General features: G+C 38.3%; 12 protein-coding genes. 1 reads left to right on the top strand and 11 read right to left on the bottom strand.

What is annotated here, in order from left to right:
• Positions 1 to 88: 88 nt before the first annotated feature.
• The 4 genes from IGL17_RS00135 to IGL17_RS00120 all read right to left on the bottom strand — a co-directional run bounded on the left by IGL17_RS00135 (position 89) and on the right by IGL17_RS00120 (position 4285).
• Positions 89 to 469, bottom strand: a complete 381-nt coding sequence (locus tag IGL17_RS00135) for a RidA family protein (protein WP_002356039.1) — start codon at positions 467 to 469, stop codon at positions 89 to 91.
• Positions 470 to 568: 99 nt separating this feature from the next.
• Positions 569 to 1783 (bottom strand): MalY/PatB family protein, encoded by a 1215-nt coding sequence (locus IGL17_RS00130; protein WP_016618494.1) that lies wholly within the window; start codon positions 1781 to 1783, stop codon positions 569 to 571.
• A 14-nt stretch (positions 1784 to 1797) separates the two neighbouring features.
• Positions 1798 to 3366, bottom strand: a complete 1569-nt coding sequence (gene malX, locus IGL17_RS00125; protein ID WP_002378674.1) for a maltose/glucose-specific PTS transporter subunit IIBC — start codon at positions 3364 to 3366, stop codon at positions 1798 to 1800.
• Positions 3367 to 3514: 148 nt separating this feature from the next.
• Positions 3515 to 4285: a MurR/RpiR family transcriptional regulator gene (locus tag IGL17_RS00120; protein ID WP_033624281.1), complete on the bottom strand. Its 771-nt coding sequence runs from the start codon at positions 4283 to 4285 to the stop codon at positions 3515 to 3517.
• Between the two features lie 197 nt (positions 4286 to 4482).
• On the opposite strand from IGL17_RS00120, the gene IGL17_RS00115 reads away from it, so the two are divergent.
• Positions 4483 to 4686 carry a hypothetical protein gene (locus tag IGL17_RS00115; protein ID WP_002383512.1) on the top strand — a complete coding sequence of 68 codons (204 nt, stop codon included), beginning with the start codon at positions 4483 to 4485 and terminating at the stop codon, positions 4684 to 4686.
• 44 nt (positions 4687 to 4730) lie between these two features.
• Here IGL17_RS00115 and IGL17_RS00110 read toward each other — a convergent pair whose 3' ends face one another.
• The 7 genes from IGL17_RS00110 to IGL17_RS00080 all read right to left on the bottom strand — a co-directional run bounded on the left by IGL17_RS00110 (position 4731) and on the right by IGL17_RS00080 (position 12643).
• Positions 4731 to 5258: an HdeD family acid-resistance protein gene (locus tag IGL17_RS00110; protein WP_002356034.1), complete on the bottom strand. Its 528-nt coding sequence runs from the start codon at positions 5256 to 5258 to the stop codon at positions 4731 to 4733.
• A 247-nt stretch (positions 5259 to 5505) separates the two neighbouring features.
• The gene (locus IGL17_RS00105; RefSeq protein ID WP_002356033.1) at positions 5506 to 5883 is read right to left on the bottom strand and encodes a DUF956 family protein; all 378 of its coding nucleotides are present in this window, start codon (positions 5881 to 5883) and stop codon (positions 5506 to 5508) included.
• Positions 5884 to 6044: 161 nt separating this feature from the next.
• The gene (locus IGL17_RS00100) at positions 6045 to 6956 is read right to left on the bottom strand and encodes a PTS system mannose/fructose/sorbose family transporter subunit IID (protein WP_002356032.1); all 912 of its coding nucleotides are present in this window, start codon (positions 6954 to 6956) and stop codon (positions 6045 to 6047) included.
• A gap of 22 nt (positions 6957 to 6978) precedes the next feature.
• Positions 6979 to 7782, bottom strand: a complete 804-nt coding sequence (locus tag IGL17_RS00095) for a PTS mannose/fructose/sorbose transporter subunit IIC (protein ID WP_002356031.1) — start codon at positions 7780 to 7782, stop codon at positions 6979 to 6981.
• Between the two features lie 34 nt (positions 7783 to 7816).
• Complete coding sequence (locus tag IGL17_RS00090; protein ID WP_010775468.1) at positions 7817 to 8809, bottom strand: mannose/fructose/sorbose PTS transporter subunit IIA; 993 nt, start codon at positions 8807 to 8809, stop codon at positions 7817 to 7819.
• 234 nt (positions 8810 to 9043) lie between these two features.
• A complete protein-coding gene (locus tag IGL17_RS00085; RefSeq protein ID WP_002385473.1) occupies positions 9044 to 9556 on the bottom strand; it encodes a mannose/fructose/sorbose PTS transporter subunit IIB in 513 nt (170 codons plus the stop codon).
• 201 nt (positions 9557 to 9757) lie between these two features.
• Positions 9758 to 12643, bottom strand: a complete 2886-nt coding sequence (locus tag IGL17_RS00080; RefSeq protein WP_002415226.1) for a sigma 54-interacting transcriptional regulator — start codon at positions 12641 to 12643, stop codon at positions 9758 to 9760.
• Positions 12644 to 12695: the final 52 nt, after the last annotated feature.

The raw sequence follows: 12695 nt of genomic DNA, 5'->3' as shown, positions 1-12695 counted from the left end.
TTTTGGCTGAATCGTATTGTTTTATTGAAAAAAAAGAGTGAGAAAAAAATCTAAGACGATTTTTTTCTCACTCTTTTAACTGTATTTTTTACGCCACTACTTCTGCGATAATCTCAATCTCCACCAACACATCCATCGGTAATTTAGAGATTTCAATCGTTGTGCGTGCAGGATATTCCGCACTAAAATACTCAGCATAGACTTCATTGAATGCCGTGAAATCCGCCATATTTTGTAAATAGCATGTCGTTTTGACTACATGAGCAAAATCACTACCAGCTTCTGTTAAAATCCCTTGAATATTTTTCAGTACTTGATTGGTTTGTTCTTTAATCGTTGTCCCAACCACCTTGCCTGTTTCAGGATCCAGTGGAATCTGACCAGAAGTAATCAATAAACCATTCACAATTTTTGCTTGTGAATATGGTCCAATTGCTTGTGGTGCTTGCTTTGTTTTAATTGTTTTCATTTCTTTTCCCCCAGTAAATGACAAGTTGTTACTTTTTGTTATTTTATTTGTTTCTATTTTTCCATTGTACTGCAACCATTTTCGGAATGCTATCTTTTCTCAATTATTCCCAAGCGCTGATGCTGTGCCATCCTTTTGTAAAACAGCTTCAAAACCTTGGCGCATCCTTTCAAGTCCCTCGTGTAGTTTTGCTTGCGAACAGCCAATATTTAACCGTAAAAATCGTTGTCCATTACCGCCATAAATCGAGCCGTCCATAATGGCGACTTTCCCCACAGAAACTAAAGCCTCTTGTAAGCGGGCCACATCTGGAACTGCCGCTGATACGTCCAACCACATTAAGTAAGTGGCTTCCAGCTCCGTCACTTTAATTTTTGGCAAATATGTCTGTAAAAAATCTTTCACGTAACGTTGGTTCTCCGCTAAATAATCATTCAACTCGTCAACCCAAGTACCACATTTTTGATAGGCCGTCATGGTTGCTAGCATTCCCAAAATACTTGTTGATGATAAACCATCGGCATTTTTTAATTTGAGCTGAAAAGCGTCACGTAATTCGTTATCTGGAATTAGGGCGTAAGCAAAAATCAGCCCTGGAAAATTAAAGGTTTTCGTGCCACTGGTAATAATGGCAGATTTTTTATAACCAAATTGCGTAATTGGTCGATGAACTTGGCCTTTATTAACGATATCCATATGAATTTCATCAGAAAGTAAAAACACATCATACTGTTGGCACAATGAAACCATTCTCTCTAATTCCCATTGCTCCCAAACACGTCCTGTTGGATTATGCGGGGAACATAAAAGCAAACAGCGATTTTCTGGTTGCGCTAGTTTTTTTTCTAAATCAATAAAATCAATGCTGTAGCGCTTCTCTTGATAAAGCAGTTCATTTGCCACTACTTGCCGCTTATTTTCCTGAATAACTTTAAAAAATGCATCATACGCAGGTGTTTGTAAAATAATGCCCTCCCCTTCATTAGTTAATAATTGGATCAACGCAGAAATCCCATAGATAACGGTCGGGGTATACATAATCCAGTGTTCTTCAATCTTCGTCTGGAATCTTGTCTGGTACCACGTTTGAATTGCTTCTTTTAATTGTGGATGGTTCCACCTCGTATAGCCAAATACGGGATGTTTCAAACGCTCCTGTAATGTTGCCAGAACTGCCTCTGGCACAGCAAAATCCGTATCGGAAATAGTGAAGGGAAGCAAGTCCGCTTCCCCAAATCGATCTTCTACAAAATCCCACTGTGTACAATACGTTCCTCGTCGATCAATTGCTTTATCAAACGACACACTCTTCACCTTCTGTCTTTTTTCTAACCTAAAATCATCTCTAATTGATTACGGACCGTTGTCACTTTGGTTCCGATAATCACTTGCACATTCTGCGCATCTAAATGCACGACGCCTAAAGCCCCTAATTGCTTTAATTTGTCATCATCTACTTTATTAGCATCTGCTAACACTAAACGTAAACGCGTAATGCAATTATCAATAGCTTGAATATTCTCTTGCCCACCCAAAGCCGCTAAAATCCCAGGCGCATCATAGCCACCCGTTTTCTTATATTGAACTTCTTGATCGGTATATTCAGTCTCATCTAAGACCTTGTCTCGTCCAGGTGTTTTTAAATCAAAGGTTACAATGACTGTTTTAAAGACGAAATAATAAACAACAAACCAGATAGCGCCGACAATGAGAACCCACCACCATTTTGTATAAGTTCCTTGTAACAAGCCAAAAATAACAAAGTCTAGTAGCCCGCCATCAGTGTTTCCAATCACAACACCTAATAAAGCCATTACCATGAAACCTAGACCAGTCATAATGACATGAAACAGCCATAATAATGGACTAATAAATAAGAATAAAAATTCAATTGGTTCTGTAATGCCAGTGATAGCCGTAGCAATTACACCCGAAAGGAGTAAGCCTTTAATCTTATGTCGATTCGCCGGAGCTGCAGTATGATACATCGCAAGTGCCGCCGCTGGTAAGCCAAAAATAAAGGTCGGCATTTTCCCTTGTGACAAGAAAGCTGTTGCGCTTGGTGAAATCGGTAAATTATTTTGCAATTCTGCATAGAAAATATTTAACGCACCAAACACTTCTTTGCCAGCCACCACCGCTGAACCCCCTGCTTCAGTAAAACGAATCATGGAAACCAAAATATGATGCAACCCAAACGGCAACAGTAGACGTTCCCCTGACCCAAACAGAAAAGGCCCAAAAATACCAGAACGTTGGATAAGTTGGCCAATCGCCATAATCATTAGCGCGAAAAGTGGCCAAACTAACGGAATTACTAAGCCCACGAAGGCCATCACTAATGAAGTAATAATTGGTACAAACCGTGCGCCAGAAAAGAAGGCAAAACTATCTGGTAGTTGCACCGTGTAAAATCGATTATGCAACTTATAGACAATAAGCCCAGCGATAATTCCACCAAGAACGCCCATTTCAATCGTTTGAATCCCAAAAACCATTCCTTGGCCGGCTTCCCGCAACTGCTCAGGATCCACGAGGCGATTCGTCTGCACTAAGTAGAAATTAATCGCTAAATTCATCACCGTATAGCCTACGAAACCTGAAAACGCAGCAATTCCTTTTTCTTTCCGAACTAACCCCAACGGAATGGCCATTGCAAACATGACAGGTAAATAGGCAAACGCAAAACCACCAATTGTCGACATAAATTGGAAAATAATTTTCACTGCGGGCTTTCCTAAAAACGGGATCGTTTCAATCATGGATTCACTGGAAAAAGAACTTCCTAATCCCAACAAAATCCCCATAAAAGCTAATAAAGCCACTGGCAACATAAACGTTTTACCTAATCCTTGGAAAAACTCCCAGAAAGTCGCTTTCTTTTTCTTTACTGCCATTTCTTAACTCCTCCATTCATTCTTTACAAAACTAAAAATGATTGCGTTTACATTCATTGCCCTCATTATAACTAGCCCAAAACAAAGAAAAAAGAGGCTACACTTTTTCTGTATCCCCTTACATCATTTAGTATGGTGTTGCATAAAATTACCGCGGTTGCTTTGCCTCTGCGTACATTAATAAAACCGTATCGAACAAACAAATGACAGCAATTCTTGAACTTAAATCCACGCGCTGATGATAACGTGTCGTCCCTTTGGCAAATAACGTCGTCGTCGACAATTTTTCCAAGGTGCTTCCTTTAGTCGAAATCAAACTAATCATCGGCACTTGCTGTTCCTGCGCTACACGTGCATACGCTAAAATCCCCTTAGTTTCTCCTGTATAACTGACAAAAATGGCTAAATCCTGTCCATCCAGATTCTTAACTGCTGCCGCTTGTTCATCCCAATCAGATCGTGCATAGGCTTTTTTTCCTAAAAATGTTAGCTTTCGTGCAAAATCAGTACAAATAGGAAAACTGCCACCAACACCGAACACTTCAATCGTATTCGCACGCTCAATCATTTTAAGCATTTCCGCGACTTTGGCTTCATCCATTTGTTGAAAACTGTCTTGCACATTGGCGATCAACTGTTGTGTAATGGCTTGAAAACTAAGACTATCGCTTTCTGTGCTCTCGCTCTGCACCGATTGGACGATCGCGTATTTTAATTCTTGGAAGCCTCGATAACCTAAGTGTTTTGCTGTTCGAGAAATAGTGGCTGTTGAGACAAACAACGCCTGCGCCACCTCATAAATGGTTTGTGAACTAATTTCCGTCATATGCGTCAAAATATAATCCAGTACTTGATTTTCAATTTTACTTAAATCATTTCGTTTCTTTTCTAACAAAGCGATTAATCCCTCAGTCGACATCCAATCCCTCACTTTAAATCCTTTTTTATAATTATACACCAGAATATTCTGATTATTTCAATAAGAAAGTCCAAAATAACCAACAGCGGCTCCATCATTCGCCAGAGAAAAAAATCAGCCTTCCGATGGAGGTACTTATTGCGCGTTCTTGCTATACTCTGTATATAGAAAACAGGAAAAATTTGGAGGTAGTACGTATGAATAATCAACGACCAATGTTTATAAATATTCTTTTAGTGGTCCTTTTATTTTTAGTTGTCGGTTCACTCTTTAGTGCCGTTGTCGGTATCGTGGGAAGCTTATTGTGGCTAGCAGTAAAAATTTTAGTTCCCGTAGCGATTATCGTGTGGCTTGTTCGAACAATTTCGGGAAATAATGGCAACTGCCACCGTCGTTATTAAAAAAACAGGTTTTCCTTTTCGGAAAACCTGTTTTTTTACTTCTTTTATCTAAAAGCATATACAATATTACTAATACCAAACATCATAAAGTAGAAGCCAACTAAGAAGCTTAGAGTTAATGCTGAAGACAATGGATTAAATAATAACATTACACCTAAGATAATCCCTAAAACATCAACAATTAATGTGAACCAGAAGTAACCTGTGCTTACTCGTTTAGCAAAATCTAAAGTAAATAAGCCGAAAATTGAGTCGAATAAAAACCAAATTGCAAAAACAAATGGTAACACAGCGACACCAATATTTAAGTTAAACAATAAGTAAACACCAATTAGGATATCAATAATCCCTAAGATGATTGGTGCATAAGCTTTGTAGCCTAGTAATTCTTTCATACGATTACGTACAAAAATTTCGAAAATCCCTTTAATAATAGCAAAAATCGCAAAAACCATCACAATGGCAATTAAATTACCGGCAGGATTTTGGAAAGAAATTAATGCAGTCAGAACAAATAGAATTCCTAATACTAATGAACCCCAGTCCATTCCATGATGTTGTCGTTGTTCCATGACACTCACTCCTCTATAAAATAATTTATTACACTTATTATGTTACTACTATTTTACAAGGTGTCAAATATTTTCATCGTGCTTTCTGAAAACCATTTCAATGATAACTCCATTAAAAACAACGTATCACTTGATTGTCTCTTTTTTGGTGCACAATTGTGCCTTTTTTGTATAAATAAGTCCCTCGTTTTCCCACAAAAAAACCGCTACTTTTTCATCTAGTTTATAAAAAAGTAACAGTTATAAATTATTTTTTCTTTTTCCCAATCGAGAGAATCCCTCTTTTTATGACATCAAAGAAACTCAAAGATTGGACCATATGATCTGGGTCAACATATTCACGAATAGCTCGTAACACTCGCTTCGGCTCTTTTGAAGCAAACGTATACGTCCCATTTTTCTTGGTTTGAATCGCATAACGAGGAATCCATTTTCCTTTGAACATTACTGAAGCCAACACGTAATCGACTTCTTCCCACGGAATTTGGATAAACTTACGTGGATCTTTGGCATGGTAAAATTCAAACCCGCGGTCACCTATCATAATTTGTCCATAATCTGTTAATCCTGTAAATGCCGTCGCATCTATAACTAAATCAACTTTTGTGTTTAATGATTGTACCATGTTATCTGCTCCATTTCATTCGACTAATTCCTCTTTATTATACGTTTCTTTCCTGATCGAAACAAACAAAATTACATCTTTGTTTAAAAAAGCGGAAGAAAAGTTTCTCGACTTCTCTTCCGCTTTTTTTGATTAGAAGTAATAAACTTACCTCGTCATTCTTATAATAAGCCGATTAAGTGGCCGACTACGCCGACTACGAATAAACCAAGAATGATAACGATTGGGCTAACTTTTTTCTTCAATAACCACATACATAAGAATGTAAGTAGTAATGGTGCTAGACCTGGAATCAATTGATCTAAGTTATCTTGTAAAGTAGTAACTTTCGTTGGTGAAAGCGCCAAGCCTTGGTTCACTTGTTCAAAGGCTTTATGCATTCCTTCACCGCCAGCAGGAAGTTTATCCCACTCGATATAAGCACCTTTGTCTAACTTAACTTGTGAGACAATTGGTAAGAACTTAATCGATACCCAACGTTGAACTAATGCGGCCAGTACGAACATCCCTAAAATAGAAGCACCTTTTGTAATATCTTGTAGTAAACCACCTGAAAGGTCATCAGTAATTTTAGAACCTGCTTTGTAACCAAACTCTTGTGTATACCACATGAATGACCAACGAATTAAGTTCCAAGCAACGAAGAATAAGATTGGGCCTAAGATATTACCACCCATTGCTAAGGAAGCACCTAAAGCTCCTAACATTGGACGAACAGTAAACCAGAAAACTGGGTCACCGACACCGGCTAAAGGACCCATCATCCCAACTTTAACCCCTTGAATCGCTACGTCATCAACTGGTGCGCCATTGGCACGTTCTTCTTCCAAAGCTAATGTTACACCAAGGATTGGTGAGGCAATGTATGGGTGTGTATTAAAGAATTCTAAGTGACGTTTTAACGCCGCTGAACGTTCTTCTTTCGTTTTATATAATTTTTTGATTGCTGGAATCATTGAGAATGCCCAGCCGCCGTTTTGCATACGTTCATAGTTCCAAGAACCTTGGATAAATGTTGAACGCCAAGCTACAGCTAAACGATCTTTTTTAGTTAATTGAATTTTTTCTGCCATTTTCTTTGCTCCTCCTTCAGAATTAGTAGTCGTTTAAAATATCGCCTAATGGGTCGCCAGAGTTGCCTCCGCCATTTGAGTTAGAAGAACCGCCCATTTTAGATAAGTTCAAGTAAATAAGAGCTAAAGCGACACCTAAAGCACCTAATGCGATTAATGTTAATTGAGAAATCGCTGCGACTACGAAACCGATAATGAAGAATGGCCATACTTCTTTTGTTGCCATCATGTTGATTACTAATGCATAACCTACGGCAACGACCATACCACCACCGATAGCCATACCATCAGTTAACCAAGCTGGCATTGATTCTAAGAAATTACGAACAGTGTCAGCAGGAATGAATAGTAAAGCACCTGCTGGAATCGCAATACGAATACCTTGTAAACATACAGCGAAAATGTGTAACATTTCAACTTGTTTAATGTTGCCTTTTTCAGCAGCCGCATCCATCATGTGAACGATTGGAACCGCAACTGTCCGAACGATCATTGTTAAGAACAAACCTGCAACCGCTAAAGGAACTGCGATGGCAATCGCTGAAGGAACACCTTTAACACCTTGGCCACCTAAAACTAAAATAATTGCTGAGGCAACAGATGCTAAAGCGGCATCCGGTGCAACGGCAGCCCCGATGTTCGCCCAACCTAACGCGATCATTTGTAAAGTACCACCTAAAACAATTCCGGCTTCTAAATTACCAGTAACTAATCCGATTAATGTACATGCTACTAACGGTTGGTGGAATTGGAACTCATCCAAAATCCCTTCCATACCAGCTAGAAAGGCAACGAGTAAAACTAAAATAATTGATATAACAGACATGATAAGCCTCCTATTTTGATTTGTATTTGGCGAGTTACGCGTTTGCTAACTCATTTTTTGCTTTTTTCAAAATTTCGTCCATATTCGCTTTTGAATCATTTGGCACTTTACGCACATCAAATTTGATGCCTTTGGCTTTTAATTCATCAAACGTATCAACGTCTTCTTGACCCATTGATAATACTTTGCTTACAACGACTTTTCCAACAGAGTGAGCCATTGAACCAACGTTTACTTCTGGGATTTCTACGCCGCCTTCAACCACTTTTAAGACGTCTTCAGGATTTTCAAATAATAATAATGCTTTTGTATTGCCAAAACGTGGATCTTTCGCTACTTCAATCATTTTACTGATTGGAATAACATTGGCTTTTACTCCTGGAGGAGCTGCTTGTTCGATTAATTTCTTACGTAAGTCATCTTTTGCAACGGCATCAGAAACAACAATAATTCTGTTTGGTTGTGTTGCTTTTGTCCAAGCTGTTGCTACTTGACCATGTAATAAACGTGAATCAATACGTGCTAGCACAAATTTAATTTTGCCATCGCCAACAACTGTACCTGGTGGTAACGAACCTTTTGGCTGTGCATCTTCTGTCGTAGCAGCTTTTGGTGCTTCTGCTGGTTGTAACTCTTCTGGTTTAACTTTGACACCATCTTTTGCTGTTTCAAGAATGTGTGTCGCAATTTCTTGTGCTGATTCCATAGAGAAACGAGAAGCATATGCTTCAATAACCATTGGTAAGTTCATACCTGCAACGATTGCCCATTTGTCTTTATGATCTTCTAACAATGAGTTCGCTTGGTTAAATGGTGTTCCTCCCCATAGGTCAACTAAAAATAGTACTTCGTCTTGATTGTCAAACGATGCAATGGCTTCTTGCATTTTTGCTTTTACATCATCGGGACCTTCGCTAGGCATTAACGTAACTGCTTTTACATTTTCTTGTTCGCCAAAGATCATTGCACCAGATTGCAAGATCCCTTCAGCAAATTCACCGTGACTTGCTAGGATAATTCCTACCATTTTTATACCTCCTGTATAATTGATGTTTTTTTTCATGGTTGTACTGCTAAACGCTTTCACTTTTTGAAAAAAATCAGATAAATCAGATTCTGACAAAAATAAATGAAAAAATTTCAATAGTTCTTGATTTTTTTCAACATCAGCACTTGCCTTTATCAATACAGTTCATGAAGCAATGATGTTGGTCCTAGGCCACCACATCCTTTCAATGTCTTTCGTCTGTAAAAATAAACGTCAGCTGGCGTTATTTTCTTTGCTACGCTCTTTTTTCAGTAAATCCATCAAATTCACTTGGCTGTCTGCTGCGACTTTTCGAATTTCCAATTCAATACCTTGTTCATTTAAAAACAGAAATGCTTTTAAATCGTTGGCATCCACTGCGACTGCATTCGTAATCATTCGCTTGCCTGTGCTGAAACTCATTCCGCCAATATTCACAGAAGTTAGTTGTACACCGCCTTCGACCACTCGTTTCACGTCCAAAGGATTAGTGAATAACAACATGGCTCGAAACGAATCAAAACGAGGATCAGGGTAAACATCAATCATTTTTTGAACAGTGATGACATTTACTTTGACACCAGGTGGAGCAGCTTGGACCAACAAGGCTTTTCTCAAATTGTCATGAGCAACGGAATCACTAACCACTAAAATGCGATTAATGTTCGTCAATTTTGCCCAAACAGTTGCTACTTGGCCATGAATTAATCGATCATCAATTCGAGCTAAACGAATATCCATTACCATCGGGAATGCTCCTTTAAATTCATTTTTAAAGGTTAGGACCTTTGTCTTTTTACTTAAAAATTTAGGTAAAAAGGGACACCTTATTATAAGCAAGTTTCGTGCCAACTTTAGTGTATCGGTTCGAAACCTAGAAAATTATAGGTTTTTTTAAGAAAATCAAAAAATCGATACACTAATAAATAGTGTATCGATTTTTCTGTATTAATCTAGTGTATCAATTTCGGTGATTTTATCTTCGATACACTGGGCATTTTTGACTAACTGTGCGATAAAATAAACTTCTTCTGCTGGAACATCCATATTAAGAGCTTCTTCCATAGTCTCAATTGAGGCCACAATCACTGGATAAATTGGTTCTTGAACCAATCGACCAAGTTCCTTTTCTGAAACCGTCAGTGTATCATTCCGTAAAATACGCTCCAACATGCCCGATGTGTGCATAATCAAATTGATGTAAAATGTGTACTCTTCTGGCATCGTTAATTGGGTTTGGATATTTTTAGCGAATGACCACAACAGCTCAATGATTTTTTTTCCATTAATGAAAGTGAAACTTTGCTCCATATATTTTAGACAAATTTCTTTTGCTGCCGCTTCGTCCAACGGCTTATTCATTACTTCTTCTTTCCGCTCTGCTAGTAATTGCTGAATAATTTTTTCTGCTTCACCGGAAAAGAAATTTTCCATGGAAATATAAGGAACACCAATTTTGGGATTGGTAATCCCAGTTGTCGCAATAATTTCATAGTCTTCTTGAATTTTAGGCAAGACTTCTTTCATATTTACAATGGACAAAGGAATCACTTCTAAATGCCAGTCTATTTGTGGCAAGACAGCTTCCTCAATAAGCTCTTTCATTCGGCGCGCAGTTCCTTCTCCAGAAGCGCAGATAGCAATAATTGCTCTTGTTTTCCAATTTTCAATGATTTGTTTCGTTTCACTTTGGCGAATATCGGCATAGCCATGAAAGTTTTTTAAAGACTCGTGAAGTGTTTCCAATTGCGTATCAATTAATGCGGTTTTGCGGGCCGCTTCAAGCACAATTGGCGTGGTCACCATGTCTACTGTCCGCACATCAATGCCTGTCTGGCGTACAATTTCTTCTGAAAACGTACTTAATGAACCCATGTCCACTAATAATAGTACGCCATTTTCTTCATTCACTTCACCAACTGCTTCAACGATTTTACGCAAAGCTTCTTTCGGTGGCATATCTAACGGCATATCCACAGCCTTCAAATTATCAACATTTAACAATTGAGAAACCACTTGTACCATACTGCTAGCGGTACTATTTCCGTGCGCAGCCACGACAATGCCAATCCGGCCAGCCTCAGGATTTTCTCTTAAAGAAATGAGCAAAACAGCTAAATAGTAACTTTCAGATTCAGGAATCTCCATCTGATAACTACTTTCAATAATATTTTTAATTTCTTTCGCTGTTTCAAACTCTGTTGGATAATCTAAAACCATATTTCGAATACTTTCATTTAAAGGATGCTTAGGATCTTTGCCTAATTGGATGCGTTTCAAGAAAGAACTAATGTGTAAACTCATTGCATAAATAAAATTGGGTTGAAACGAATACGATAACCGCTTCGCTGCAAAATTATAAATTTTCTTAGTGACATCAATAATTCGTTGGTCAACAATTTCAGCCAATTTATTTTCTGTATCAAAGGTGAATCCATAATCTTTGTAGAAAGATTTTAAATGAACATTGATATCCGTTGTAATAAAATTATTAATTAGTTCTTGGTCCAAGCCGTCTGCTTTTAAGAGAGCCGCTTTATCTCCAATAATCTCATATAGATTGTAAGGCAATTCATAGGCATCTGACTGAATAGCTACTAAAGATTCATTTGGTGATACCACTAATTGCGGTTCCAGATATTTCGATAACTCCGACAATACTTCTCGATTACTGGCAAGTTGCATAATGCCTTCTTTAATATTGTCCGTTAATTCGTCCATCGTAATCATTAATTCCTCTTGTTCCATCTGATTAAGGAACCCTCGCGCAGTCACAAGTTGCACATTCGATTTTAGCTGACCGACATTTCCATAAGAAACACTTCCAATTAACGCTTTGACCACATCTTCTGACAAAGAGATTCGCCGTTGAATCCGCGCTGCTTCCATTGAAACCATCACTTTTAGGAGGTCAATTTTTTCTTTCGCAGGACGGTCACTAAAGTTCGGTAATTGAATGATAATCGGAATGCGTCGCACAAAAGTATTCAATAAAGAAGAAGTAGGATTCTCCGTCGTAGCACAAATAATCCGAACATCCGCATGATGTGATTTCACTGTTTCACCTAAACGCGCGTACACGCCGTGATCCATAAAATAAAAAATCATTTCTTGTCCTTCGGGTGGTAACCGATGTACTTCATCTAAAAACAGAATGCTGCCATCTGCTTCATCAATAATCCCTTCTTTTGCTTTCGTAGCGCCTGTGAAGGCCCCTTCTACATACCCAAATAAATGCGACATCAAAAGTTCTGGATTATGCGCATAGTCTGCACAGTTAAACACCACAAACTCTTTTTCTTTGGCCACAATTTGGTTCAGCTTCGCAAATTGAAACATGGCATGAGCAAAATAAGTTTTCCCAGAACCTGTTGGTCCAGTAATTAAACAATTCAAGCCTTTTGGCGGATATAAAATCGCTGCTTTGGCTTGTTCCACCGGCGTTTTCATGCTTCCAGCTGAACCGATAATTTTTTTGAAAATATCTTCAACTTCTGGGGTTTTACTTGTCGTGACTACTGGTTCAACCAATGGTTCGATAAAAGTTTTTGTGGAGTGATCCATTGATTTTTCCCGATAACTTTTAACTGGCTTGGTTAATGGTCGATGCTGAAACGCCACCTGCGCGACATATTTTACTGGTCGACCAGATAATTTTTTCAAGCGCCCTTCACGAACCAGTTGATTCAAATCTTTACTAGCATTGGTCCGCTGAATGTTTAAACGTTCTGAAATTTCTTGTGTCGTGACTCCCGCATCACTTGTTAAGGTCATTGGCGTTAAATTCTTCGTTTGCTCTTTAACATATTGATAGATTTTTTCAATCCGCTTCATTTTTGATGGCTCCTTTAATCGATACACTAATTAATTTACATGATACAGTGTA

This window comes from Enterococcus sp. AZ088 (assembly GCF_051714845.1).
Lineage (GTDB): Bacteria > Bacillota > Bacilli > Lactobacillales > Enterococcaceae > Enterococcus > Enterococcus faecalis.
Note: the sequence above shows the minus strand (reverse complement) of the source record. Positions and strands in the feature narration are given on the sequence as shown.

What these genes read in the sequence shown, in the direction of transcription:
- IGL17_RS00135 (WP_002356039.1), bottom strand. Translation starts at nt 469, where the DNA reads ATGAAAACAATTAAAACAAAGCAAGCACCACAAGCAATTGGACCATAT.
- malX (WP_002378674.1), bottom strand. Translation starts at nt 3,366, where the DNA reads ATGGCAGTAAAGAAAAAGAAAGCGACTTTCTGGGAGTTTTTCCAAGGA.
- IGL17_RS00120 (WP_033624281.1), bottom strand. Translation starts at nt 4,285, where the DNA reads ATGTCGACTGAGGGATTAATCGCTTTGTTAGAAAAGAAACGAAATGAT.
- IGL17_RS00115 (WP_002383512.1), top strand. Translation starts at nt 4,483, where the DNA reads ATGAATAATCAACGACCAATGTTTATAAATATTCTTTTAGTGGTCCTT.
- IGL17_RS00110 (WP_002356034.1), bottom strand. Translation starts at nt 5,258, where the DNA reads ATGGAACAACGACAACATCATGGAATGGACTGGGGTTCATTAGTATTA.
- IGL17_RS00105 (WP_002356033.1), bottom strand. Translation starts at nt 5,883, where the DNA reads ATGGTACAATCATTAAACACAAAAGTTGATTTAGTTATAGATGCGACG.
- IGL17_RS00100 (WP_002356032.1), bottom strand. Translation starts at nt 6,956, where the DNA reads ATGGCAGAAAAAATTCAATTAACTAAAAAAGATCGTTTAGCTGTAGCT.
- IGL17_RS00095 (WP_002356031.1), bottom strand. Translation starts at nt 7,782, where the DNA reads ATGTCTGTTATATCAATTATTTTAGTTTTACTCGTTGCCTTTCTAGCT.
- IGL17_RS00090 (WP_010775468.1), bottom strand. Translation starts at nt 8,809, where the DNA reads ATGGTAGGAATTATCCTAGCAAGTCACGGTGAATTTGCTGAAGGGATC.
- IGL17_RS00085 (WP_002385473.1), bottom strand. Translation starts at nt 9,556, where the DNA reads ATGGTAATGGATATTCGTTTAGCTCGAATTGATGATCGATTAATTCAT.
- IGL17_RS00080 (WP_002415226.1), bottom strand. Translation starts at nt 12,643, where the DNA reads ATGAAGCGGATTGAAAAAATCTATCAATATGTTAAAGAGCAAACGAAG.